This is a genomic window from Streptomyces sp. NPDC006529 (assembly GCF_040611795.1).
Taxonomy (GTDB): Bacteria; Actinomycetota; Actinomycetes; order Streptomycetales; family Streptomycetaceae; genus Streptomyces.
The window spans coordinates 278,133-300,833 of the sequence record NZ_JBEXPB010000002.1; the positions used below are offsets into that span (position 1 = coordinate 278,133).

Consider the following 22,701-nt stretch of genomic DNA (forward strand, 5'->3'; position numbering starts at 1 on the left):
CGCCCCGCGGGCCCGCCGTCTCCGGACCGCGGGCCCGCCCGGTCAGGCGTCCGGGGACGCGGGCTTCGCCACGCCGATCGGGCAGGAGACGCCCGTGCCGCCGATGCCGCAGTAGCCCGTGGGGTTCTTGTCCAGGTACTGCTGGTGGTACGGCTCCGCCGGCCAGAACGGGCGGTCCGCGGCCGGGAGGACGGCCGTGGTGATCGCGCCGTAGCGGGCCGCGGTCAGGACCTGCTGGTAGGCGTCGCGCGAGGCCTCGGCGACGGCCTGGTGGGCGGGGGAGTGGGTGTAGGCCGCGGAGCGGTACTGGGTGCCCACGTCATTGCCCTGGCGGAAGCCCTGCGTGGGGTCGTGGTTCTCCCAGAACACCGTCAGCAGCTCCTCGTACGGCAGGACGGCCGGGTCGAAGACGACGCGGACGGCCTCCGTGTGGCCCGTGCCGCCCGAGCAGACCTCCTCGTACGACGGGTTCTCGGTGAAGCCGCCCTGGTAGCCGACCAGGGTGGTCCACACGCCCGGGGTCTGCCAGAAGATGCGCTCCGCGCCCCAGAAACAACCCATCCCGAAGTCCGCGACCTCCAGGTGCGCCGGGTAGGGACCGGCCAGCGGGTTGCCGAGCACCGTGTGGCGCGGCGGCAGGTCGAACTGCGGGGTGGGGCGGCCCTTGAGGGCCTGCTCCGGGGTGGGGAGTTCGGGGGAACGGCGGTAAGTGAACACAGGGTGCCTCCTCGGCGGCGGTCGCACAGGCGTCAACCGGACGGGGCGGTCCGGGATTCCCCCGCGGGGAGATCCCGGACCGCCCCGTGGGCCGTCGCGCGTCAGGCGCCCCGGGCCACGCGTCCCACGCTGTAGTCGCGCGCCTTCAGGTAGCGGGACGCGGGGTCGGATACGTAGGTCCACGGCGCCGTGCCGATGTACCCGTCGATGTGGCGGAACTGCTCGACCGCCTCCGGGTAGCGGTCCTGCCAGTACAGGACCCACGCCAGCATGTGCCGCAGCCGCACCGCGCGCCGGTCGCCCGGGGCGGCCGCCGCGAGGTCCGCCAGGGCCGCCGTCGCGGCCGCGACGATCTCCGGCTGCTTGTAGTAGGTGTCCGGGTCCAGGTCGGCCTCGTGCGTCTCGTGCTCGAAGTACGCGTACAGCGGCAGCAGCGAGAGCAGGTCGCCGGGGCCGCCCAGCGCCGCGGCCTCCTTCGCGTAGGTCAGTGCCTGCGCGTGCGAGCCGTGCCACTTGTGGCACCAGTACTGCAGCGCCCGCACGTGCGCCGACAGGTTCTTCGGGTCCCGCTCCACGATCTCCTGCGACAGTGCGCGGAAGCGCTCGTGCGGGTAGCTCAGTCCGAGCGCGATCGGCTGCTCCAGGACGTACGGGGTGGAGTCCGCCGGGTCGGCCAGTGCCTGCGCCTCTTCGACGAGGGCCTGCGCCTTCGCCTGGAGCTCGTGGAAGACCCGGAACTGCTCCCGCGAGGTCTGGCTCGCCCGCAGCGCGCCCCGTACGTTCGAGGCGACGGTGAGCGCCGAGTCCGCGTCGACGGCGGCCGCGGCCGCGTCGTCGGGGCGGGCCGCGCGCCAGGCGCGCAGCCAGGTGTCGTCCTGCGCGGCCTCGTCGCCGAGGACGTAGACGCGCGTGTAGCGCTCCTCCCAGTCCCGGCCCGCCGCCTCGACCCAGGCGGCGCCCGCCCGCCAGTCGCCGGAGCGGACGGCGGCCAGAACGGCGCCGTGCTCCTCGGGTACGGGCCCCGCGCGCCCGGTGTCGAGCCGGTCGCCCGGCAGGAAGCCCCGGGCGACGGACAGCTCCGCGGCCCGGGCGCCGACGGCCTCGGCCTCGGCGGTCAGCCGCCCGGCCTTGCGGATGTGGTGGACGCCGCGCAGTACGTACGCGGCCACGGCCAGCAGGGCCAGGCCCAGCACGCCCAGGAAGATCAGCACGCCCGCACCAGCCTGCGCAGCGGCCCGGTGTCGCCCTGGTCGGCCACGGCCGCGTCCAGGGCGGCGTTCAGCTCGGTCCCGAAGCCGCCGGTGCGGTACTCCAGCGACGCCGAGTCCGCCCACGACAGCTGCCAGCGGGCCTCCCCGCGGCCCGTCAGCTCCACCGTGACCAGCTGGTTCAGCGCGCGGCGCAGCCCCGGCCGGGCGAACTCGCGGGCCGCGCGACCGGTGGCCGCCGCGGCCTCCGGGGACTTCGGCAGCCGGTCCGCGACCCGCCACAGGGCGGCCGGGTCGGCGTCGATCAGGTCCAGGAACGCGTCCAGGTCCCCCTGGCCGCCCGGGCGCTCGGCGGCCACGGCCGCACGGATGTCCTCGGCGCCCCGGGCGACGTACGCGCTCATGCTCTCGTGGACCAGGTCCGACCAGTCGGCGCGCCGCAGCCCCAGCGCCTCGGGCGTGAGCACCTCCTGCTCCAGCGCGGCGAAGGCACCGGCCGCGGAGACCAGCAGGTCCAGCGCGGGACGGGCGGCGCCGGCGCCGCGGCCGTCGTCCGGCAGCGCCTCGATCCGGGCCACCCGGTCGGCGATGGGCGGGTGCGTGTCGTACGGGGAGGCGGGGCGCTCCGGCAGCTCCTCGCGCAGCCCCGCCAGCTCCTCCTCGCGGGCGCGCAGCAGTTCGCCGAAGCCGCCGAAGACCTGGCCGGGGGCGGGGAGCAGGCCCGCGCCGACGCCGAGGGTGGCGTAGGAGCCCATGTAGAAGTCGTGGGCGGACACCAGCGCGGGCAGCTCGCGCAGCGCGGAGGCGTAGGCGTCGCGCCCGGCGATCCGGGCGGCGGCCAGGTCGGCGGCGTACTCCTGGCGGCGGAAACCGGAGAGGGTGGCGCGCATGAAGAAGGACCCGTAGGCCGTGTAGATCCCGGCCATCACGCGGTACAGGACGCCCGAGCCGGTGGTGTTGACCTCCTTCGCCTTCTTGCCCTTGGCGATCCGCTTGCCGGCCTGCTTCTCCTGCTTGGCGCGCTCCTTGGCGACGGTGTGGTCCGCCCGCTCGTGGAAGTGGGCGATGGTCCGGGCGATCTGGGCCCGGCCGCGCACGATCAGCGGGGTGAAGCGGGTGTCGGCGTTGCCGTAGTGGCCCAGCTCGTGCGCCAGGACCGCGCGCAGCTGCATCTCGTCGAGACCGGTCATCAGCGGCAGGCCGATGTACATGCGGCGCGGTCCGGGCAGCAGGCCCAGCAGCCGGGAGTCCTCGCTGACGGCCGCGTTGACCTCGTCGGTCAGGACGATCTCGTCCGGCGCGCGGGTGCCGACGGCGGCCGCCAGCTCGCGGACGGTCGCCCACAGGTGCGGTTCCTGCCGCTCGGTGGGGCGCAGCCCCGCCATCGGCTCGCTCTTGGGCGTGCGGAGCATGAACATGCCGCGCACGACCGGGAAGGCGAGGATCAGGCTGACGAAGACGAGCTTGGCGACCACCGGTCCGTGCCCGCCCGAGGCGATCACGGCGTAGTCGATGCCGGCGAGGGCGCCGAGCAGCACGAAGCCGAGCAGATAGAAGCCGGACAGGAGTACGAGCGCGCGCACGGCGCGCAGCGAAGCGCCCATTTGGAAGGATCCCCCCACGGGATGTGATGCGAGGCGGCACGGCGCGCAGCGCAGCGCGGCGCCTCGGAAAGAGTGTGACGAGTATGCCGGTCCCGCTCCCGGGCGGCGGAACGGGGTCGCCGTCCACCGCGGCGCCGGGTGCCGTCAGCCGCGCGCGCCGTACGCGGCGCGGCCGCGCGCGTGGTCGAAGGCTGCGACGGCGCCCGCCGGGTCCTCGTTCCAGGGGCGCGCACCGCAGTACGGGCCGATGCGGCGGAACTGCTCCAGCGCCTCCGGGTACAGGCCCGCCGCCAGCAGGTGGTGGGCGAGGCGGTGGCGCAGCCGCGGCAGGGCGTCGTGGTCCGCCGCGAGGGTGTCCAGCCGTACGGCCACGTCCCGCAGCCGCGCCTTGACGGTGAGGTCGGCGCGGCTGCCGCGGAAGCCGTCCCGGCGGGCGACCTCGTCGAGGGCCTGGAGGTAGAGCCCGGGCAGCGGGCTGCCGGCCGGGGCCCCGGCGACGGCGCGCACCGCGAAGTCGAACATCGAGGCGTCGGAGCCGCTCCACTTGGCGCACCAGTACTGCAGGGCCTGGGTGTGGGCGGCCATGTGGTGCGGGGCGCGCGCCTGAAGGTTGCGCCACAGGTCGCAGAACTGGCTGTGCGAGTACCCCATCGCGCGCGCCGCCGTCAGCATCACGACCCACGGGCCCGGGTCGTGCGGGGCGAGGTCGGCCGTCCGCTGGGCCGCGGCCATCGCCGAGGGCAGCATGGCCTGGAACCGGCGCATGTCCGCTTCGGGGACCTTGTGGGCGTACTCCGCCCCCCGGATCGCCCAGGCGCGGCTCACCAGCAGCATCGCGTGCACGGTGCCCGCGTCGCCGTTGCCGGGCTGGGCGGCGCGCCAGTCGGCCAGCCAGCGGTCGTCGTTCCCCGCCGCGTGGACCAGCAGCTCGATCCGCGACCACCGCTCGTCCCAGTCGCTCCCGGCGGCCTCGCAGTAGGCGGCGGCCACCCGCCAGTCGCCCTCCCGGGCGGCTTCGGCCGTCCGCCTGGCCCCGGCCCGTCGCGCCGGGTCCGGCTCCGGGCCCGCGCGGCGGGGGTCCAGGGCGGCGGTCGGGGGAAGGCCGAGGGCGGCGGGGTCGAAGCGCGTGCGGATCCAGCGCGAGGCGAGCGGGCCGCCCCGGACGGCGCCGGCGGGCCGGTTCGCGCGCAGGCGGCTCCTGACGACGATCCCGCAGAGGAAGACGACGAGGCCTATGAGGAGGCAGGTGGCGATCACCACGGGATCATGCGGCCCCGGCCTCGCTTACGGCAACCTTATTCACCGAGGTGAGGACGTGCGCGAGGCGCCTGCCCGGCGACCTCGGCCCGGGCCCCGCCCCGGCCGGGGCCCTGCCGCGGCGCGCGCTCAGTGCGGCAGCGTCGCCGGCGAGCCGCCGTTCGCCTCGTAGCCCGCCACCGCCAGCGCCCGGTACACCGCGTAGTGCGCCGCCGGGTCCGCGCTGTGCGACCAGGGCAGCGCGCCGACGTAGCCGTCGACGTGCCGCAGCTGCTCCATCGCCTCGGCCCACCGCTCGCCGTTGACCAGGAACAGGATCAGCAGGTGCCGTACGTGCGCGAGCATCGGATCGTCCGCGCGCGCCGAATGCACGGCGTACAGCGCGCCCTCCACGGCGCGGGTGACCACCGCGCTCCGGTAGAAGCTCTGCACGGTCGTGAACTCCGGCAGGTGCTCGTACACCGCGAACAGCGGCAGCGCGGCGAGCAGCGAACCGCGCGGGGCGCGGGCGGCCGCGTGGTGGGTGAAGGCGTCGGCCTTCTCGCGGGAGCCGTGCCACTTCTCGCACCAGTAGTGGAGCGCCGCCAGGTGCGCACCCATGTGCTCCGGCGCGCGGTCGATGACCTTCGCCCACAGGGCGTCGAACTCGGCCTCGGAGTAGCCCAGTCCACGGGCGACGGCCAGCTCGGTGATGTACGGGACGGGGTCGCCGGGAGCCAGCAGCGCGGCCCCGGCGCACGCCGTGCGGGCCTCCTCCAGGATGATCCGGTGGTCCGTCGTGCCCACGCCGCCCGACTGCCGCCACGCCTGCTGGACCAGCAGCTCGGCGTGCACCTGCGCGCCGCCCGCGTCCTTGGGGGCCTCCAGCCGCCACGCCTTCAGCCACGGCGCCCCGACCCCGGGCCGCTGCGCCAGGTCCAGCGCCGCCGCCCCGGCGAAGGCCTGCACGCGCTGCCAGCGCACCTCGCCGTCCCGCGGGGTGCCGGCCAGCAGCATCGACGCGGCCTGCCACTGGCCGCTGCGCTCGACGTTGCCGAGGGCGTCCATCAGGTCCGGGTCCGGGCCGGGGACCCGGATGTCGAGCTGTTCCTGCCGGGCGAAACCGTAGTTCTCGGGGTCGGCGGCGTCGGGGCTGCCGGGCGCCACCAGGCGCAGCCCGGAACGCCGGCGCCGGACGTACGGCGCGACGACGGCGGCGAGCATGCCCACCGCGAGCAGGAACCACAGAATCTCCATGCGCCCAAGCGAACCAGACGCGGCCCCCCGGACGCGAACGAGGGTGCCACCGGCGCCCCGGACCGGCGCCGACGGACTCCGCCCGGGCCGCCCCGCGCACCCACCGCCCCCGCCACCAGCCGCTTCACCGCGGACACCCCCCGGCAGCCCTTAGGCTCTGTCCATGAGCGACGACAGCCACGAGCACCAGAGCTTCGAGACCCGTGCCATCCACGCGGGCAACAAGGCGGACCCGCTGACCGGCGCGGTCGTACCGCCGATCTACCAGGTCTCCACGTACAAGCAGGACGGCGTCGGCGGCCTGCGCGGCGGCTACGAGTACAGCCGCAGCGCGAACCCGACCCGTACCGCCCTGGAAGAGAACCTGGCGGCGCTGGAAGGCGGCCGCCGCGGGCTCGCCTTCGCCTCGGGCCTGGCGGCCGAGGACTGCCTGCTGCGCACGCTGCTCTCCCCGGGCGACCACGTGGTCATCCCGAACGACGCGTACGGCGGCACCTTCCGCCTCTTCGCGAAGGTCGTCTCCCGCTGGGGCGTGGAGTGGTCGGTGGCCGACACCTCCGACGCTGCGGCGGTCCAGGCGGCCATCACGCCCAAGACCAAGGTCATCTGGGTGGAGACCCCCTCCAACCCGCTCCTCGGCATCACGGACATCGCCGTGATCGCCGACATCGCGCGGACGGCGGGCGCCAAGCTCGTCGTGGACAACACCTTCGCGTCCCCCTACCTCCAGCAGCCGCTGGCGCTGGGCGCGGACGTGGTGCTGCACTCCCTCACCAAGTACATGGGCGGGCACTCGGACGTCGTCGGCGGCGCGCTGATCACGGCCGACGCCGCCCTCGGCGAGGAGCTGGCCTACCACCAGAACGCGATGGGCGCCGTCGCCGGCCCCTTCGACTCCTGGATCGTGCTGCGCGGCATCAAGACCCTGGCCGTCCGCATGGACCGGCACTCGGAGAACGCCACGCGCGTCGCCGACATGCTGACCCGCCACGCGAAGGTCACCCGCGTCCTGTACCCGGGCCTGCCGGACCACCCGGGCCACGAGATCGCCGCGAAGCAGATGAAGTCCTTCGGCGGCATGATCTCCTTCCAGGTCGCCGGCGGCGAGGAGGCGGCGGTCGAGGTCTGCAACCGCGCCAAGCTCTTCACCCTGGGCGAGTCCCTGGGCGGCGTCGAGTCCCTGATCGAGCACCCGGGCCGGATGACCCACGCCTCCGTGGCGGGCTCCGCCCTGGAGGTCCCCGGTGACCTCGTCCGCCTGTCGGTGGGCATCGAGGCCGCCGACGACCTGATCGCGGACCTCACCCAGGCCCTGGGCTAGACAGTTCCGAAAGCGCCGGTCCGTCCGGTGGACGTGGTCCTACCAGCCCCGCAGGGGCGGGGCCACGTCCGTCGGCGGGACCTCCCACGGGTGGGCGAGCGAGGCCCACACCGTGAAGGCGACCGCCGCCGCGAACACCAGGGCCCACCCGAGCCTGCGCAGCGCCCGTCGGCGCCGCAGCAGCCGCGCGCCCCGGGCCGCGGCGACGGCCGCGAGGTCCACGGGCACCACCGGGTGCGGGCCCTCCAGCAGCCGCCGCACCTCCGCCTCCCTGCGGTCGGGGGCGCCCATCACGCCGCCCGGCCGGTCGGCGCCGGACCCGGCGCACCCGCCCCTGCGCCACCGGCGACCCCCTCGTCCCCGCCGCCCGCCGCCGCGGCCGCCCGCAGGGCGGTCATCGCCCGGTGGCACACCGCCCGGACCCGGTCCGCGGGGATCCCGAGCAGCGCGGCCGCCTGCTCCTCCGCCACCCCCTCGTACACCCGCAGCACGATCACGAGACGTTCCTGCGGACTCAGCCTCGCCAGCACCCCCGCCTCCGCGCCCGGCCGGAGCCGCGCGTGGTGGCGCCAGGCGGAGCGGGCGAAGGCCGCGCACAGTTCGGCGCGGGTCGCGGCGTAGGGGTCGTCGCCGCGCAGCCGCCGCCAGTCGGCGAACGTACGCGCCAGCGCGCCCGAGAGCAGCCGCCGGGCGGCGGGCGCAGCCCGTTCGGGCTCGGCGGTCAGCAGGACGGCGACGTGCAGGAGCCGGCCCGCCGCACCCGCGACGAAGGCCTCGAACTCCGCGTAGGGAAGCGTGCGGGAACCGGGGAGTCCGCTGAACTCCCCCTGTCCGTACGCCGGTCGGTGGTCCACAACCCACATAGTGCGGGCAGCCGGACCACCCGGGTCAAGAGGTCGGACCGCCCTCGGCGACCGCCGCCATCAGTTCCGACAGCGACAGGTTGAAGCGCGTGAGGAGTGCGGTGAACACCTCGCGCTCCTCCTGCGTCCAGCCCTCCGTCACCCGCGACATCAGCTCGCGCCGCGAGGAGCGGACCTCCTCCAGCCGCGCCAGCCCCCGCGGGGACAGCGCGAGGACCACCGCGCGCCCGTCCTCCGGGTGCGAGGTGCGCTTGACCAGCCCCGTGTCGACCAGCGGCGCGACCTGGCGGGTCACGGTCGAGGAGTCGATGCCCATGCCGCCCGCGAGCGCCTTGACGCCCATCGGACCCTCCAGGTCGAGGCGGTTCAGCAGCAGGTACGCGGCGCGGTCCATCGAGTTGCGGGCCTGGCCGACCCCGCCGAGGCGGGTCTGCTCCGCCCGCCGGGCGAAGACCGCCACCTGGTGCTGGAGCGCGTCGAGGAGACCCGCCCCGGCGGGCGCGTCCGGCGCCGCCGGGAGGTCGGAACTGGCCGGAGTGGAAGGCATGGCCGTGGGCTCTCTTCACATGGGGGCCGACAAGGATGGGGGACAGAGTACGCGGCCGCGCTGCGGCTCGTACGCCTCGTGCGAGAACTGGTACGGCCGTTCCGGGGCGGACATCCGCCGCCCTCCGCCCCGGTCTCGGATGGCGAGATTTCGCCCCCCGCCCCGAGGGGGCGTCCGGTCCGCCCCCCGGACGCACCGGGCCGGGTCCGCGCGCAGCTGCCAGACTTGGCGCCATGAACTACCGCGTGCCGGAGCCCGTTCCCCAGGTCATCCTCGACGACGTCCGGGGGGCCCAGAAGATGCTGTCCGGCGTCTCGCGGGTGACCGCCATGGAGGGCAGCCGGTACCTCACCTCGCTCGTCGGCGCCCCCGTCCACTTCAAGTGCGAGAACCTCCAGCGCACCGGCTCCTTCAAGCTGCGCGGCGCCTACGTACGGATCTCCGGGCTGCGGCCCGAGCAGCGCGCCGCCGGGGTCGTCGCCGCCAGCGCCGGGAACCACGCCCAGGGCGTCGCCCTGGCCTCCTCGCTGCTCGGGGTCCGCTCCACCGTGTTTATGCCGGTCGGCGCCCCGCTGCCCAAGGTCGCCGCCACCCGCGACTACGGCGCGGAGGTCCGCATGCACGGCCAGGTCGTCGACGAGACCCTCGCCGCCGCCCAGGACTACGCGGACCGCACCGGGGCGGTGTTCATCCACCCCTTCGACCACCGCGACATCATCGCGGGCCAGGGCACGGTGGGCCTGGAGATCCTGGAGCAGTGCCCCGAGGTCCGCACGATCGTCGTCGGCATCGGCGGCGGCGGCCTGGCGGCCGGCATCGCGGTCGCGGTCAAGGCGCTGCGCCCGGACGTGCGGGTCGTCGGCGTGCAGGCGGCCGGCGCGGCCGCCTATCCGCCCTCGCTCAAGGTCGGCCACCCGGTCTCCATCGAGGCCCCGCAGACGATGGCCGACGGCATCAAGGTGGGGCGTCCCGGCGACGTTCCCTTCAAAATCATCGGCGAACTCCTCGACGACGTGCGTACGGTGTCCGAGGACGCGCTCTCCCGGGCGCTGCTGCTCTGCATGGAGCGGGCCAAGCTCGTCGTGGAACCGGCGGGCTGCAGTCCCGTCGCCGCGCTGATGAGCGAGCCCGAGCGGTACGGCGACGGCCCGGTCGTCGCCGTCCTGTCCGGCGGCAACGTGGATCCGCTGCTGCTCCAGCGGATCCTGCGGCACGGCATGGCCGCCGCAGGCCGCTACCTGTCGCTGCGGCTGCGGGTGACGGACCGGCCGGGCGCGCTGGCCGGGCTGCTGGCGGTGCTGTCGGGAGTGGACGCGAACGTGCTGGACGTGAGTCACGTGCGGACCGATCCGCGGCTCGGGCTCACCGAGGTGGAGGTGGAACTGCACCTGGAGACCAAGGGCCAGGAGCACTGCGCGGAGGTCGCGCGGTCGCTGCACAGCGCCGGGTACAAGGTGATGGGGTAACCCGTCCCGCCCGGCCCGACCCACCCCGGCCCGCCCAACCAAGAGATTTGCGCAGGAAAGATCCTTTTCGCTAGGAGATATCCATATGCCAGGCGCCATCTACGCCGAAGGTCTGGTGAAGACCTTCGGCGACGTACGGGCTCTGGACGGGGTGGACCTCGATGTCCCCGAAGGCACCGTCCTCGGTCTGCTCGGCCCCAACGGGGCGGGCAAGACCACTGCCGTGCGCGTCCTGACCACGCTGCTCCAGCCCGACAGCGGCAAGGCCGTCGTCGCCGGGATCGACGTCCTCAAGCACCCCAACGAGGTGCGCCGGGCGATCGGCCTGTCCGGCCAGTTCGCGGCCGTCGACGAGTACCTGACCGGCCGCGAGAACCTCCGGATGGTGGGACAGCTCTACCAGATGAAGGCCAAGGCGGCGAAGGCCCGCGCGGACGAGCTCCTCGAACGCTTCAACCTCGGCGACGCCGCCGACCGCACGGCCAAGACCTACTCCGGCGGCATGCGCCGCCGCCTCGACCTCGCGGCCGCCCTCGTCGTCAGCCCGCCCGTGATGTTCATGGACGAGCCGACCACCGGCCTCGACCCCCGCAACCGCCAGCAGCTGTGGGGGATCATCCAGGAACTCGTGGCCGGCGGCACCACCCTGCTGCTCACCACCCAGTACCTCGAAGAGGCCGACCACCTGGCCCACGACATCTGCGTCGTCGACCACGGCAAGGTCATCGCCCGCGGCACCTCCGACCAGCTCAAGGCCCGCACCGGCGGCGAGCGCGTCGAGGTGGTCGTGCACGAGCGCGACCACATCGCCACCGCCCGCGAGGTCCTCGCCGCGTTCGGCAAGGGCGAGACGACCGTCGAGGAGCACACCCGCAAGCTCACCGTGCCCGTGACGGGCGGCGCCAAGCTGCTCGCCGAGGTCATCCGCGAACTGGACGGCCGGGGCATCGAGATCGACGACATCGGCCTGCGCCGCCCGACCCTGGACGACGTGTTCATCTCCCTGACCGGCCACGCGGCCGAACTGGCGGACGAGGAGGAAGCCAAGTGAGCATCACCTCCCGCACCCCGGAGCTGACCGCCCCGCGCCCGCGCGGCGGCATCGTCCAGGGGGTCAACGACTCACTGGTGATCGCCAAGCGGAACCTGATCCGGATGTCCCGCATCCCCGAGATGATCATCTTCGGGGTCATCCAGCCGGTCATGTTCGTCGTGCTGTTCAGCTACGTCTTCGGCGGCTCCATCAGCGTCGGCGGCAACACCTCGCCCGCCGCCTACCGCGAGTTCCTGATGGCGGGCATCTTCGCCCAGACCGTCACCTTCGCCACCGCCGGAGCCGGCGCGGGCATCGCGGACGACATGCACAAGGGCCTCATCGACCGCTTCCGCTCGCTGCCCATGGCGCGCGGTGCGGTCCTGACCGGGCGCACCCTGGCGGACCTGGTCCAGACGGCCCTGACCATCGTGGTCCTGGCGGTCGTCGCGCTGATCGTCGGCTGGCGCACCCACGAGAACCTGGGCAAGGTGCTGGCGGGCTTCGCCCTGCTGCTCCTGCTCGGGTACGCCTTCTCGTGGATCGGGGCGCTGATCGGGCTCTCGGTGCGCACGCCGGAGGCGGCGACCTCGGGCGGGCTGATCTGGCTCTTCCCGCTGACCTTCATCTCGAACGCGTTCGTCCCGTCCGACAACATGCCGGCCTTCCTGCGGCACATCGCGGAGTGGAACCCCTTCAGCGCGACCGTCCAGGCCGCCCGGGAGCTCTTCGGGAACCTGCCGCCCGGCTACGAGGCCCCGGCCGCCTGGCCCATGCAGCACCCGGTCCTGGCGTCCGTGATCTGGTCCGTGGTGATCATCGTGGTCTTCCGGACCCTGGCGGTCCGCAAGTACCGCTCGGCGACCGCGTAGCGCCGGTCCGCCCGTACGCCCGTACGGCTCGTACGCCCGTACGCGAGAGCCCCCGCCGGAGCGCGTCCGGCGGGGGCTCTGCTGTGCGCACGGCATCGGCCGCGGCGTGGTCTCAGCCGTTGAACGGCGTCACGGCCAGGATCTTGACCTGGGCCTTCTTGCCGTTCGGCAGCTCGTACTCGGCGTCCTCGCCGACCGACTTGCCCATCACGCCGGAGCCCAGCGGGGACTGCGGCGAGTAGGTCTCGAAGTCCGAGGAGGCGTACTCGCGGGAGGCCAGCAGGAACTCCAGCGTGTCGTCCTCGTCTCCGTCGAAGGCGATGGTCACGAGGGTGCCGGGCGCGACCACGCCGTCGGAGGCGGGCGCGGTGCCGACCTTGGCCTTCTCCAGGAGCTGCGTCAGCTGGCGGACGCGCAGCTCCATCTTGCCCTGCTCCTCCTTGGCCGCGTGGTAACCGCCGTTCTCCCGCAGGTCGCCCTCTTCGCGGGCGGCTGCGATCTTGACCGCGATCTCCGTGCGTGCGGGACCAGAGAGGTAGTCCAGCTCGGCCTTCAGCTGGTCGTACGCCGCCTGGGTCAGCCAGGTGACGCTCTCGCTCGTCTGGGTCACAGGTGCTCCTCGTCGGTACAGGGGGACTCGGGGGGACAACAATGTCGCCGGCAACGGGCGAAACCACGAGCCTAACAATTCGGGAAGAAAAGGGGGAGGACACCGAGCGTGTGAAGTGTGTCAGGCCCCGGGAGCACGGCCCCCGGGCACTTCATGATCACCCGTACGGCGGCCCGTGGGACGGCCCCGGGCTCACGGTACGGCGGCCCCGGACCGGACCGGCCCGGCTAGCGCGCGGAGCCCTCGGACTGCTGGCAGCCGACCAGTTCGATCATGGCGGCGCGGCCGGTGGTCTTCAGCGAGACCAGCTCGTCCACCCGGTCCGTCGCCTGGGCGAAGGTGTAGTCGGCCCGGCCGACCTCGCCGTGCCCCTTGTCCTGCGAGCTGAGCGTGCACACGCCGGTGACCGAGGCCTCCTTGCGGACCTCCAGGTGCACCCGCACCTCGGAGTCCGAGACCACCTGGAACTTGATGATCTCGCCGCTGACGCTCTGGCCGCCGACGTAGTCCCAGCCGATCCAGCCGATCACGCCCAGCAGAACCGCCCCCAGCAGGGAGCCGACGATCTTGAGCCTGCGGTCGGTCCGCTCGTCCGCCGACCGGCCGTACCGGCCCTCGGGGAGTCCCTCGCGCACCGTGCTCATGATCGTTCCTCTCGCAAGGGATCGCCGGGGAGGGTCCCCGGGCCGTGCCGCCCCCGGAATTTTCGGCCCCCCGATTCGGTCACTATAGAGAGCCCTCACCCTGACGAATCACAGAGGATCCTGTCTTGACCGAGCAGCTTCGACTGATGGCCGTCCACGCCCACCCCGACGACGAGTCGAGCAAGGGCGCGGCCACCATGGCCAAGTACGTGTCCGAGGGGGTGCCCGTACTGGTCGTCACCTGCACCGGCGGCGAGCGCGGCTCGATCCTGAACCCCAAGCTCCAGGGCGACACGTACATCGAGGAGCACATCCACGAGGTGCGCGCCAAGGAGATGGACGAGGCCCGCGAGATCCTCGGCGTCGAGCAGGAATGGCTCGGTTACGTGGACTCCGGCCTCCCCGAGGGCGACCCGCTGCCGCCGCTGCCCGAGGGCTGCTTCGCCCTCGCGGACGTCGACGAGGCCGCCGGCGAGCTGGTGAAGAAGATCCGCGCGTTCCGCCCGCAGGTCATCACCACCTACGACGAGAACGGCGGCTACCCGCACCCCGACCACATCATGACCCACCAGATCTCCATGGTGGCCTTCGAGGGCGCGGCCGACACCGAGAAGTACCCCGAGGACGAGTTCGGACCGGCGTACCAGCCGCTCAAGCTCTACTACAACCAGGGCTTCAACAAGCCGCGCACCGTCGCCCTGCACGAGGCGCTCCTCGCGCGCGGCATGGAATCCCCCTACGGGGAGTGGCTGGAGCGCTGGAAGGAGTTCGAGCGCAAGGAGCGGACCCTGACCACGCACATCCCCTGCGCCGAGTTCTTCGAGATCCGCGACAAGGCCCTCATCGCGCACGCCACCCAGATCGACCCGGACGGCGGCTGGTTCCGCGTGCCCATGGACGTCCAGAAGGAGGTCTGGCCCACGGAGGAGTACGAGCTGGCGAAGTCGCTCGTCGATACGTCCCTCCCCGAGTCCGACCTCTTCGCGGGCATCCGGGAGAATGCGTAGCTATGAGCGCTACGCACGCAGCACTGACCCGGCTCCTTCCGCTGGCGGGTGACACCTTCGACAAGAACAAGGTGACCCCCGGCCTCCTCGGCTTCATCGTGTTCGCGGCCCTCGCCGTCGGCGTGTGGTTCCTGATGAAGTCGATGAACCGCCACATGGGCCGGGTCGCCTTCGAGGAGGCACCCGACCCGGCCGCCACCGGCCCCGCCGCGACCGAGGCCCCGCGGGCCCCGTAGGCCCCCGCGACCCGCCGCTCCGGCCCCGTCCACGGGGCGGAGCGGCGGGCTCCGCCTGCCCGAGCCGGCTGGTGAGGGGGCCGCCCGCGCCTACGCCGACGGGGCCGCCACCGGGACGCCCATGATCTCCCGCGAGTGCCGGTCCGGGACCATCGACAGCCGCCACCCCTGCCAGCCCTCCGCCGGGTCCACGCCGCGCGCCAGGATCACCCCGTACGGCTCCAGGCAGTCCTCCAGCTTCCCGTCCCGCGCCGGGTGCGCGTCGGCGAGCAGGGCTTCGAGTTCCGCGCGGGCCGCCGCCAGACCCTCCGGGCCCGGGACCGCGTACGCCAGCATCGTGCAGCGCAGGAAGCGCGCCCAGTCCGCGCCCCGCAGGTCCCCGTACGAGGCGAACAGCCGCCCCGCCTCCTCGCACAGCCCCGCCGCCTGGGCCAGCCGCCCGTTGCCCGCGTCCACCACCGCCAGCTCCAGGCACGTCCAGCCCTCGCCGTGGGCCAGCCCGATCCGCCGGAAGTCCGCCCGCGCGTCCACCAGCAGCTGCCGCGCGAAGCCGGAATTGCGCAGGTTGCCGGTCTGCGCCGCCCGCTGGTCCCGGGTCACCCGCCCCGAATGGTGGCGCGCGCACGCCAGCCCGTACACGTCCCGCATCCGCGAGAACATCGCCCGCGCCCGCTCCAGCTCCCGCACCGCCGGATCCCGCTCCCCGCTCTCCTCCAGCGCCTGCCCGAGGTAGTACAGCGTCCATGCCTCGCCGCGCGCGTCCTCCGCCTCCCGGTGCAGCGCGAGCGCCTCCCGCAACTGCTCCACCGCCGGCTCCGGATCCCCGTCCACCACCCGGGCCCGCCCCAGCTGCGTCAGCGCCCACGCCCTTCCCCGGCCGTCGTGCGTGCGCCCGTACAGCTCCAGCGCGAGCCGCAGCTCCGCCTCCGCGCGCGGCACGTCGTCCATCCGCAGACACACCTGCCCCAGCTGGAAGTGCGCCCACGCCTCGCCGTGCACGCTCTCGTTCTCCCGGTGCAGCACCAGCGAGCGCTCCAGCAGCGTCAGCGCCTCCGCCAGGTGCGCCCGGTCCCGCTCCACCGCCGCCAGCGCGTGCAGCGCCCACGCCCGGTCACCCGCCAGCTCCGGCGGCTCCTGGAGCGCGATCGCCTCCCGGATCCGCGCCGCCGCCTCCGGCAGGTTCCCCTGGTGGTGCAGCGTGATCCCCAGCGAGACCAGCGCCATCGCCGCGCCCGCCTCCTGGTGCGCCTCCATGTACTGGTCCACCACCGACGTCAGCGTGGTGCGCGCCCGGTCCAGCTCACCGAGCTGGCGCGCCGCGATCCCCGTGCGCCACTGCACCGAACGCACCAGCAGCCCCTGGTCGACCGCCTGCGCCAGCTCGTTGATCTCCCCGAGCCGGTACAGGTCCCCGCGCAGCAGACAGAAATCGCACAGCGCCCCCAGCAGGTCGAGCACCGCCTGCTGGTCCACCCCCTCCGACTGCCGCAGCGCCGAGGTGATGAAGCTCGACTCCTCCTCCAGCCAGCTCAGCGCCGCGTCCAGCGAGGCGAAACCGTGCCCGTCGAAATGGTTCGCCCGCGTCGAGGTCTTCCCGTCGACCATCCGGATCACCGAGTCCGCCAGCTGCGCGTAGTTCCGGATCAGCCGCTCGTGCGCCGCCGTCGCCTCCGCCCGCTCCTCGTCCGCCGCCAGCCGCGCCGCCGCGAACGCGCGCACCGCGTCGTGCATCCGGTAGCGCTCCCCGCGCACGTGGTCCAGCAGCCCCGCCTTCGCCAGCTCCCGCAGCAGCCGCACCGCCTCCGCCCGGTCCGCCCCGATCAGCGCCCCCGCCGCGGCCGCCCCCAGCGAGGCCCGCCCCGCCAGCGCGAGCCGCCGCAGCAGCCGCCGCCGGTCCTCCGGCAGCCGTACGTACGCCAGCTCCAGCGCCCGCTCCAGCAGGCCCCCCTCACCCGCCCGTACGCCGCCCAGCGGAGCCAGCACCCGCAGCGCCAGCGGCAGCCCCGCCCCCAGCGCCAGCAGCCCCGCGGTCACCTCGTCCGCGTACGGGCCCGTGCCCGCCGCCTGCGCGCCCGCCCGCACCACCTCCGCGGACTCCGCCGCCCCCAGCCGCTCCACCGCCAGGTGGTGCACCCACGCCGGAGTGTCCGCGGGCAGCTCCAGCGCCGTCCGCGCCGTCACCAGCACCAGGCCGTCCGAACGCTCCGGCACCAGCGTGCGCACCTGCGCCGCGTCCACCGCGTCGTCCAGCACCACCGTCACCGGCATCCCCCGTAGATGCTGGTGGTACAGCTCCGCCAGCCTGCGCACCTGCTGGTCCGCCGACGCCCGCTCCCGGAACAGCAACTGCTCGCGCGGCGCGCCCAGCCGGTTCAACAGGTGCAGCAGCGCCTCCCGCGTCGGCAGCGGCGCTTCGCCGCTCCCGCCGCTCCCGCTCAGCGCCACCACGCACGCGCCCCGGAACTGGTCCCGCAGCTCGTGCGCCGCCCGCACCGCCAGCGCGGTGCGCCCCACCCCCGGTTCACCATGCAGCACGACCACCACCGGGCGGGTCTGCGTGCTCGCCCGCGCCGCCTGCACCCACTGCGCGATCTGCCCGAGCTCCGCCCGCCGCCCCGCGAACGGCCCGGCGGGCTCCGGCAGTTGCCCGAACGACTGCTCCAGCATCCTGCGCTGCCGCGCCTGCGCACTGCGGTCCACCCCGCGCAACTGCGGGGCCCGTGCGGGGCGCTGGGGCTGGGCCGCCACCGTCACCTGCCGCTGGCGCTCCAGGAACGGCCGGATGCCGCGCACCTCCAGCGCCGACAGCCACTGCAACTTCAGCTGCTCCGGACCCCCGGGCTGCCCCAGCGCACCGGCCCGGCGGCTCGCCGCGGGCAGATGGGTGCCCGTCACCTTGGCGACCGTCGCCAAGGCGCCCGCGAGCAGCGCCGCGGCCCCCGTGGCCGCCGCCGTCGCCGGAGCCGCGTCGAGCGCCAGGTCCGTCCCGAAGGCGGCCACCGCCGCCACCGCGCAGGCCAGCATCGCCGTGGACGCGCTCTGCCGCCGGAAGGCCTCGCGCAGCGAGTACTCCCCGGCCGCGGCCTCGTCCAGGGCCGCCACGTACGCCGCGTACTCCTCGGCGGCGCTGGCGGCCAGCGCGTCGAGCGCCTCCCGCCCCCGCGCGAGCAGCGCGGCCTTGTCCCCGGCCGCCCCCGACCGCAACAGCTCCTCGTCGACGGCCCGCACCAGCAGGCGCTCGGCCTCACCACGATGACTGACCCGCATGCGCATCCTCCTCGAAGAGCCCGCCGCGAAGCCCCAAGTGTCCTGCGCCCGCCCCGGGAGCGCGAGCGGATCTGAGCGAGTTCAGAGGTACCGGCCTTGCCGGGCAGGCCAATTGACGACCCGTCGAGCCACTCGGTGACCGACAATCACCTCATGGGGCAACGCCGGCGACGCGGACGATACGGACGACGAGTACGGACGCTGGCCGCGACGGCGGTCCTGGCGGCCCTGGCGCTGCCGGCCGGCTGCACCGCCGGACGCGCCGAAGGCCCGCCCGCCCGCGGCGCCTTCCGCGTCCACTACGAACCCGCCGCCGCGCCCGACCGCGCGGAGGCGGACCGGCTGCGCGCGGGACGCGGCGCCGAGGACGCGGCCGACCGCCTGAACGCGTTCCTCGTCCTGCCGTACGACGTGACCGTCGTGGCCAGGTCCTGCGCGGGCGAGGGCTCGGGCTACGACCCCGCGACCCACCGCATCGAGCTCTGCTACGACGACGCCGTCGACGACCGGGCCCTGTTCGAACGGGCCGGTGACCGCCCGGCCGACGAGGCGGTCGGCGCGGTGTGGACCGAGACCCTCTTCCACGAGGCGGGCCACGCGGTCGCCGACGCCCTGGACCTGCCGGCCGAGGACCGGGCGGAGGAGGACGCGGCGGACCGCTTCGCCGCACTGATGCTGCTGCGCCAGGGCCCACCGGGCGAACGCGCCCTGCGCCTGGCGGCCCGGGAGTACGAACTGGCCGCCGCCACCGGCTCCGGCCCGCACGCGGACGACCAGGACGAGCACGCCCCCGACGCGGCCCGCGCCGCCGCCCACCTGTGCCACCTGTACGGCGCGGCTCCCACCCGCCACCCGGACCTGGCCCCCCGCTTCCCGCACTGCCCCTCCACCTGGACCACCACCCGCACGTCGTGGCTGGCAGACCTGACCCCCCTGCTCCGCGCATGACCGGGGCGCGGGACTGCTCGCGAACAACGGCTGTCCGAGCGCTTTCGGGCGGATGCCGAAAGCCGAGCCCTTCCGTCCTTAGAGGACCCCGAGGTCGACCGTGAGGGAGAAGGGGACGGTGGCCTTCAACGTGCCGGTGAACATCTCGCCGTCCCTGTACGCCTTGGTGGCGGGATCCAGGACGTAGGTGTAGACGATCGGGACACCGGTGGCGGCCTGCTCGAGCCGCCAGTAGAAGGGGATGCCGGCCTTGGCGTACTGGTCCACCTTCACGATCCGGTCGGTGGTCTCCGAGCCGGGTGCTACGACCTCGACGACCAGGAGGACGTGTTCGGGGCGGGTGGGCGTGAGGTCGATCGTCTCTGCCCGGTAGACGATGACGTCAGGGCGGCGGTTGGTGAGCGGAACGTCCTGCAGGCGGACGTCGAAGTCCGTGTCCGCGTTCCAGTCAGGGCCTGCAGCTGCGTCCAGGGCATTGGCCAGCATCCGAGCCAGCCGGTTGTGCCGTTTCGAGGCGCTCGGACGCACCACGGCCATCCCGTCCACGACCTCGATGCCGGCGCACTGCTCCTCGGACCAGGAGTCGTACTGCTCCGCGTTGATCTGCGAATGCATCCACGCCGGTGCCAGCCTCTCGGCGGTCATGGCGTACCTCCTTCGAGGAGCCTCGGCAGGTCCAGCGCTGCTGAGCCCAGCCTACTGTTCCGAGGGGAAGGAGCTGCCCCGCTGCATGTGGGTCCACAGGTGTAATTCGGCCAAGCCGGGTGGCCACGTGAGGGTTTCGCCGCTCGTGGCAGGCGCTGTGAGAGGCTGGGTCGTATGAACCGGCTGGCTGGCATGACCTCCCCTTATCTGCTTCAGCACGCTGACAACCCCGTCGACTGGTGGCCCTGGGGGCCCGAGGCGTTCGAGGAAGCGCAGCGGCGCAATGTACCCGTTCTGCTTTCGGTCGGTTACTCCGCGTGCCACTGGTGCCATGTCATGGCGCACGAGTCCTTCGAGGACGATCCGACCGCCGCCTACATGAACGAGCACTTCGTCAACGTCAAGGTCGACCGCGAGGAGCGGCCCGACGTCGACGCCGTCTACATGGAGGCCGTCCAGGCGGCCACGGGTCAGGGCGGCTGGCCCATGACCGTCTTCCTCGACGCCGACGCGCAGCCCTTCTACTTCGGGACCTACTTCCCGCCCGAGCCCCGCCACGGGATGCCCTCCTTCACGCAGGTGCTGGAAGGCGTGCAGGCGGCCTGGACCGGGCGCCGCGACGAGGTGGGCGAGGTCGCGGAGCGGATCACGCGCGACCTGGCCGGGCGGCAGCTGGAGTACGGCAGGACCGGGCTGCCGGGGGCCGACGTGCCGGCGCAGGCGCTGCTCGGGCTGACCCGGGAGTACGACGAGGCGCGCGGCGGGTTCGGCGGCGCACCCAAGTTCCCGCCGTCCATGGTCATCGAGTTCCTGCTGCGCCACCACGCGCGCACCGGGGCCGAGGGCGCGCTCCAGATGGCCGAGCGGACCTGCGGGGCGATGGCCCGGGGCGGGATCTACGACCAGCTCGGCGGCGGCTTCGCCCGTTACTCGGTGGACCGCGAGTGGGTGGTCCCGCACTTCGAGAAGATGCTCTACGACAACGCGCTGCTGTGCCGGGCGTACGCGCACCTGTGGCGGGCCACCGGCTCCGCGCTGGCCCGGCGGGTGGCGCTGGAGACCGCCGACTTCATGGTCCGGGAGCTGCGGACCCGCGAGGGCGGTTACGCCTCGGCGCTGGACGCGGACAGCGAGGATCCGGCGACCGGCAAGCACGTCGAGGGCGCGTACTACGCCTGGACGCCGGAGCAGTTGACGGCGGTGCTGGGGGAGGCGGACGGCACGTTCGCCGCGGCGCTGTTCGGGGTGACCGAGGAGGGCACCTTCGAGCACGGGACGTCCGTCCTCCAGCTCCCGGCGCGCCACCCCCACGGCGAGGACGACCGCGACGGCGCCGACGGCGAGGACGGCCGTGACGACGACGGCCGCGACGACGACGGTTACGGCGCCGACGCCGAGCGGGCCGCCGGCATCAGGGCGCGGCTGCTCGCCGCACGCGCCGAGCGGCCCGCGCCCGGGCGGGACGACAAGATCGTGGCCGCCTGGAACGGGCTGGCCATCGCCGCCCTCGCCGAGTGCGGGGCGTACTTCGAGCGGCCCGACCTGGTCGAGCGGGCCACCGAGGCCGCGGACCTGCTGGTCCGCGTGCACATGGACGGCCGCGCCCGCCTCGCCCGGACCAGCAAGGACGGCCGGGTCGGCGTCAACGCCGGGGTGCTGGAGGACTACGGCGACGTTGCGGAGGGGTTCCTGGCGCTGGCGTCGGTCACCGGGGAAGGGGTCTGGCTGGAGTTCGCCGGCTTCCTGCTGGACCTGGTCCTGGACCGGTTCACCGCGCAGGACGGCTCGCTGTACGACACCGCGCACGACGCGGAGCAGCTGATCCGGCGCCCGCAGGACCCGACCGACACCGCCGCGCCCTCGGGGTGGACCGCGGCCGCCGGGGCGCTCCTGTCGTACGCCGCGCACACCGGCTCGGAGGCGCACCGGACGGCGGCGGAGCGGGCGCTCGGCGTGGTGGGGGCGCTCGGGCCGCGCGCCCCGCGCTTCATCGGGCAGGGGCTGGCGGTGGTCGAGGCGCTGCTGGACGGGCCGCGCGAGGTGGCGGTGGCCGGGCCCCCGGAGGACCCGGCGACGGCCGCGCTGCACCGGACCGCGCTGCTGGCGACGGCTCCGGGCGCGGTGGTGGCGGCGGGGACGCCGGGTACGGCGGACGGCGGTGTGGGGGAGTTCCCGCTGCTGGCGGGCCGGGACCTGGTGGGCGGCCGGCCGACGGCGTACGTGTGCCGGCACTTCGTCTGCGCGCTGCCGGCGACGGACCCGGCGGAGCTGGTCGCGCAGTTGGCCGCGGACCGCTCCTGACCTGCGTCACGCCGACGGCCCGCCCCCGAGTCCTCAAGACCGGTGGCGGGCCGTTCGCGTGCGGCCGGGCGTGCTACGCGACCCGGGCGGCCGCCATCGCGATGCCCACGAAGTGGGTGACGAAGGCGACCAGGGTCAGCGAGTGGAAGACCTCGTGGAAGCCGAAGTAGCGGACCGAGGGGTTGGGGCGCTTCATCCCGTAGATGACCCCGCCCGCGCTGTAGAGGAGTCCGCCGACGATCACCAGGACGAGGACGGCGATCCCGCCCGTCCGCATGAAGTCGGGGAGGAAGAAGACGGCGGCCCAGCCCATCGCGATGTAGCAGGGCGTGTAGAGCCAGCGCGGGGCGCCGACCCAGAAGACGCGGAAGGCGATGCCGGCCGCCGCGGCGATCCAGACCGCCCACAGGAGCGTCCGTCCGGAGGAGGCCGGGAGCAGAAGCACCGTCAGCGGGGTATAGGTCCCTGCGATGATCAGAAAGATGTTGGCGTGGTCGAGGCGGCGCAGGATGGCTTCGCCGCGCGGCCCCCAGGTGCCCCGGTGGTAGACCGCGCTGACTCCGAAGAGCAGGCAGGCCGTGAGGACGTACACCCCGACGGCCACGCGGGCCTTGGTCGAGTCGGTGAAGGCCATGAGCGCCACGCCCGCGACGACCACGGCGGGGAACATCCCCGTGTGCAGCCAGCCGCGCATCAGCGGCTTGATCTCGGCGTCGGCCTGCGGTGCGGTCATGGGTCCGGCCTGGGGCCCGATCATGGGTCCGGCCACGTCGGCGGCGTCAGAAGTCATGGTCCTCATGCTATCTACGGGTCCGTAGGTTTCGGTTAGCGGCCTTTGCCGAAGATTGACACGAGTGGTGATGCTCACGTGAGAGGCCCCCTGGACATATGCGCAGAGGCACCCGATGATCAGATGAGT

Annotated in this window: 21 protein-coding genes; 8 read left to right on the top strand and 13 right to left on the bottom strand. The window is 73.9% G+C overall.

Annotated features, from left to right (window positions below):
- Positions 1 to 42 precede the first annotated feature (42 nt).
- The 5 genes from msrA to ABZY31_RS03255 all read right to left on the bottom strand — a co-directional run bounded on the left by msrA (position 43) and on the right by ABZY31_RS03255 (position 6,022).
- Positions 43 to 717, bottom strand: a complete 675-nt coding sequence (gene msrA, locus ABZY31_RS03235; protein ID WP_356404248.1) for a peptide-methionine (S)-S-oxide reductase MsrA — start codon at positions 715 to 717, stop codon at positions 43 to 45.
- 101 nt (positions 718 to 818) lie between these two features.
- Positions 819 to 1,928 carry a hypothetical protein gene (locus tag ABZY31_RS03240; RefSeq protein WP_356404250.1) on the bottom strand — a complete coding sequence of 370 codons (1,110 nt, stop codon included), beginning with the start codon at positions 1,926 to 1,928 and terminating at the stop codon, positions 819 to 821.
- Positions 1,922 to 3,529, bottom strand: a complete 1,608-nt coding sequence (locus tag ABZY31_RS03245; RefSeq protein WP_356404252.1) for a M48 family metalloprotease — start codon at positions 3,527 to 3,529, stop codon at positions 1,922 to 1,924. Before ABZY31_RS03245 ends, ABZY31_RS03240 begins: the two co-directional genes overlap by 7 nt.
- A gap of 144 nt (positions 3,530 to 3,673) precedes the next feature.
- Positions 3,674 to 4,786, bottom strand: coding sequence for a hypothetical protein (locus tag ABZY31_RS03250; RefSeq protein ID WP_356404254.1), 1,113 nt, complete (start codon positions 4,784 to 4,786; stop codon positions 3,674 to 3,676).
- 129 nt (positions 4,787 to 4,915) lie between these two features.
- The gene (locus tag ABZY31_RS03255; protein ID WP_356404255.1) at positions 4,916 to 6,022 is read right to left on the bottom strand and encodes a hypothetical protein; all 1,107 of its coding nucleotides are present in this window, start codon (positions 6,020 to 6,022) and stop codon (positions 4,916 to 4,918) included.
- Between the two features lie 163 nt (positions 6,023 to 6,185).
- Between ABZY31_RS03255 and ABZY31_RS03260 the strand changes: the two genes are divergently transcribed.
- Entirely contained in the window at positions 6,186 to 7,343 is a 1,158-nt protein-coding gene (locus ABZY31_RS03260; RefSeq protein WP_356404257.1) for a cystathionine gamma-synthase, read from the top strand.
- A gap of 39 nt (positions 7,344 to 7,382) precedes the next feature.
- Here ABZY31_RS03260 and ABZY31_RS03265 read toward each other — a convergent pair whose 3' ends face one another.
- The 3 genes from ABZY31_RS03265 to ABZY31_RS03275 all read right to left on the bottom strand — a co-directional run bounded on the left by ABZY31_RS03265 (position 7,383) and on the right by ABZY31_RS03275 (position 8,753).
- Complete coding sequence (locus ABZY31_RS03265; RefSeq protein WP_356404259.1) at positions 7,383 to 7,634, bottom strand: hypothetical protein; 252 nt, start codon at positions 7,632 to 7,634, stop codon at positions 7,383 to 7,385.
- Complete coding sequence (locus ABZY31_RS03270) at positions 7,634 to 8,086, bottom strand: sigma factor-like helix-turn-helix DNA-binding protein (protein ID WP_356404424.1); 453 nt, start codon at positions 8,084 to 8,086, stop codon at positions 7,634 to 7,636. Before ABZY31_RS03270 ends, ABZY31_RS03265 begins: the two co-directional genes overlap by 1 nt.
- A gap of 145 nt (positions 8,087 to 8,231) precedes the next feature.
- Complete coding sequence (locus ABZY31_RS03275) at positions 8,232 to 8,753, bottom strand: MarR family transcriptional regulator (RefSeq protein ID WP_356404261.1); 522 nt, start codon at positions 8,751 to 8,753, stop codon at positions 8,232 to 8,234.
- A 233-nt stretch (positions 8,754 to 8,986) separates the two neighbouring features.
- On the opposite strand from ABZY31_RS03275, the gene ilvA reads away from it, so the two are divergent.
- The 3 genes from ilvA to ABZY31_RS03290 all read left to right on the top strand — a co-directional run bounded on the left by ilvA (position 8,987) and on the right by ABZY31_RS03290 (position 12,124).
- Positions 8,987 to 10,219: a threonine ammonia-lyase gene (gene ilvA / locus ABZY31_RS03280; protein ID WP_356404263.1), complete on the top strand. Its 1,233-nt coding sequence runs from the start codon at positions 8,987 to 8,989 to the stop codon at positions 10,217 to 10,219.
- Between the two features lie 85 nt (positions 10,220 to 10,304).
- On the top strand, positions 10,305 to 11,270 hold the full coding sequence (locus tag ABZY31_RS03285; protein WP_356404265.1) for an ATP-binding cassette domain-containing protein: 966 nt from the start codon (positions 10,305 to 10,307) through the stop codon (positions 11,268 to 11,270).
- The gene (locus tag ABZY31_RS03290) at positions 11,267 to 12,124 is read left to right on the top strand and encodes an ABC transporter permease (RefSeq protein ID WP_356404267.1); all 858 of its coding nucleotides are present in this window, start codon (positions 11,267 to 11,269) and stop codon (positions 12,122 to 12,124) included. Before ABZY31_RS03285 ends, ABZY31_RS03290 begins: the two co-directional genes overlap by 4 nt.
- A 112-nt stretch (positions 12,125 to 12,236) precedes the next feature.
- Here the strand turns inward: ABZY31_RS03290 and greA are convergent, their stop codons facing one another.
- Both greA and ABZY31_RS03300 read right to left on the bottom strand, forming a co-directional pair.
- Entirely contained in the window at positions 12,237 to 12,734 is a 498-nt protein-coding gene (gene greA, locus ABZY31_RS03295; protein ID WP_356404269.1) for a transcription elongation factor GreA, read from the bottom strand.
- Between the two features lie 227 nt (positions 12,735 to 12,961).
- Positions 12,962 to 13,378 carry a DUF4307 domain-containing protein gene (locus ABZY31_RS03300; protein ID WP_356404271.1) on the bottom strand — a complete coding sequence of 139 codons (417 nt, stop codon included), beginning with the start codon at positions 13,376 to 13,378 and terminating at the stop codon, positions 12,962 to 12,964.
- A 125-nt stretch (positions 13,379 to 13,503) separates the two neighbouring features.
- On the opposite strand from ABZY31_RS03300, the gene mca reads away from it, so the two are divergent.
- Both mca and ABZY31_RS03310 read left to right on the top strand, forming a co-directional pair.
- Positions 13,504 to 14,385: a mycothiol conjugate amidase Mca gene (mca, locus tag ABZY31_RS03305; protein WP_356404273.1), complete on the top strand. Its 882-nt coding sequence runs from the start codon at positions 13,504 to 13,506 to the stop codon at positions 14,383 to 14,385.
- Between the two features lie 2 nt (positions 14,386 to 14,387).
- The gene (locus ABZY31_RS03310; protein WP_356404275.1) at positions 14,388 to 14,621 is read left to right on the top strand and encodes a hypothetical protein; all 234 of its coding nucleotides are present in this window, start codon (positions 14,388 to 14,390) and stop codon (positions 14,619 to 14,621) included.
- A 90-nt stretch (positions 14,622 to 14,711) separates the two neighbouring features.
- Here ABZY31_RS03310 and ABZY31_RS03315 read toward each other — a convergent pair whose 3' ends face one another.
- Positions 14,712 to 17,888 carry a tetratricopeptide repeat protein gene (locus ABZY31_RS03315; protein ID WP_356404277.1) on the bottom strand — a complete coding sequence of 1,059 codons (3,177 nt, stop codon included), beginning with the start codon at positions 17,886 to 17,888 and terminating at the stop codon, positions 14,712 to 14,714.
- 153 nt (positions 17,889 to 18,041) lie between these two features.
- Between ABZY31_RS03315 and ABZY31_RS03320 the strand changes: the two genes are divergently transcribed.
- Positions 18,042 to 18,836: a DUF4344 domain-containing metallopeptidase gene (locus tag ABZY31_RS03320; RefSeq protein ID WP_356404279.1), complete on the top strand. Its 795-nt coding sequence runs from the start codon at positions 18,042 to 18,044 to the stop codon at positions 18,834 to 18,836.
- Positions 18,837 to 18,914: 78 nt separating this feature from the next.
- Here ABZY31_RS03320 and ABZY31_RS03325 read toward each other — a convergent pair whose 3' ends face one another.
- Positions 18,915 to 19,481, bottom strand: coding sequence for a Uma2 family endonuclease (locus ABZY31_RS03325; protein ID WP_356404281.1), 567 nt, complete (start codon positions 19,479 to 19,481; stop codon positions 18,915 to 18,917).
- Positions 19,482 to 19,655: 174 nt separating this feature from the next.
- On the opposite strand from ABZY31_RS03325, the gene ABZY31_RS03330 reads away from it, so the two are divergent.
- Positions 19,656 to 21,782: a thioredoxin domain-containing protein gene (locus ABZY31_RS03330; protein ID WP_356404283.1), complete on the top strand. Its 2,127-nt coding sequence runs from the start codon at positions 19,656 to 19,658 to the stop codon at positions 21,780 to 21,782.
- 73 nt (positions 21,783 to 21,855) lie between these two features.
- On the opposite strand, the gene ABZY31_RS03335 is transcribed toward ABZY31_RS03330, so the two are convergent.
- The gene (locus ABZY31_RS03335) at positions 21,856 to 22,539 is read right to left on the bottom strand and encodes a hemolysin III family protein (protein ID WP_356404426.1); all 684 of its coding nucleotides are present in this window, start codon (positions 22,537 to 22,539) and stop codon (positions 21,856 to 21,858) included.
- Positions 22,540 to 22,701 lie beyond the last annotated feature (162 nt).

What these genes read in the sequence shown, in the direction of transcription:
- ABZY31_RS03285 (WP_356404265.1), top strand. Translation starts at nt 10,305, where the DNA reads ATGCCAGGCGCCATCTACGCCGAAGGTCTGGTGAAGACCTTCGGCGAC.
- ABZY31_RS03300 (WP_356404271.1), bottom strand. Translation starts at nt 13,378, where the DNA reads ATGAGCACGGTGCGCGAGGGACTCCCCGAGGGCCGGTACGGCCGGTCG.
- ABZY31_RS03275 (WP_356404261.1), bottom strand. Translation starts at nt 8,753, where the DNA reads ATGCCTTCCACTCCGGCCAGTTCCGACCTCCCGGCGGCGCCGGACGCG.
- ABZY31_RS03260 (WP_356404257.1), top strand. Translation starts at nt 6,186, where the DNA reads ATGAGCGACGACAGCCACGAGCACCAGAGCTTCGAGACCCGTGCCATC.
- ABZY31_RS03335 (WP_356404426.1), bottom strand. Translation starts at nt 22,539, where the DNA reads ATGATCGGGCCCCAGGCCGGACCCATGACCGCACCGCAGGCCGACGCC.
- ABZY31_RS03255 (WP_356404255.1), bottom strand. Translation starts at nt 6,022, where the DNA reads ATGGAGATTCTGTGGTTCCTGCTCGCGGTGGGCATGCTCGCCGCCGTC.
- ABZY31_RS03320 (WP_356404279.1), top strand. Translation starts at nt 18,042, where the DNA reads ATGGGGCAACGCCGGCGACGCGGACGATACGGACGACGAGTACGGACG.
- ABZY31_RS03245 (WP_356404252.1), bottom strand. Translation starts at nt 3,529, where the DNA reads ATGGGCGCTTCGCTGCGCGCCGTGCGCGCGCTCGTACTCCTGTCCGGC.
- ABZY31_RS03330 (WP_356404283.1), top strand. Translation starts at nt 19,656, where the DNA reads ATGAACCGGCTGGCTGGCATGACCTCCCCTTATCTGCTTCAGCACGCT.
- ABZY31_RS03265 (WP_356404259.1), bottom strand. Translation starts at nt 7,634, where the DNA reads ATGGGCGCCCCCGACCGCAGGGAGGCGGAGGTGCGGCGGCTGCTGGAG.
- ABZY31_RS03310 (WP_356404275.1), top strand. Translation starts at nt 14,388, where the DNA reads ATGAGCGCTACGCACGCAGCACTGACCCGGCTCCTTCCGCTGGCGGGT.
- ilvA (WP_356404263.1), top strand. Translation starts at nt 8,987, where the DNA reads ATGAACTACCGCGTGCCGGAGCCCGTTCCCCAGGTCATCCTCGACGAC.
- ABZY31_RS03315 (WP_356404277.1), bottom strand. Translation starts at nt 17,888, where the DNA reads ATGCGGGTCAGTCATCGTGGTGAGGCCGAGCGCCTGCTGGTGCGGGCC.
- ABZY31_RS03325 (WP_356404281.1), bottom strand. Translation starts at nt 19,481, where the DNA reads ATGACCGCCGAGAGGCTGGCACCGGCGTGGATGCATTCGCAGATCAAC.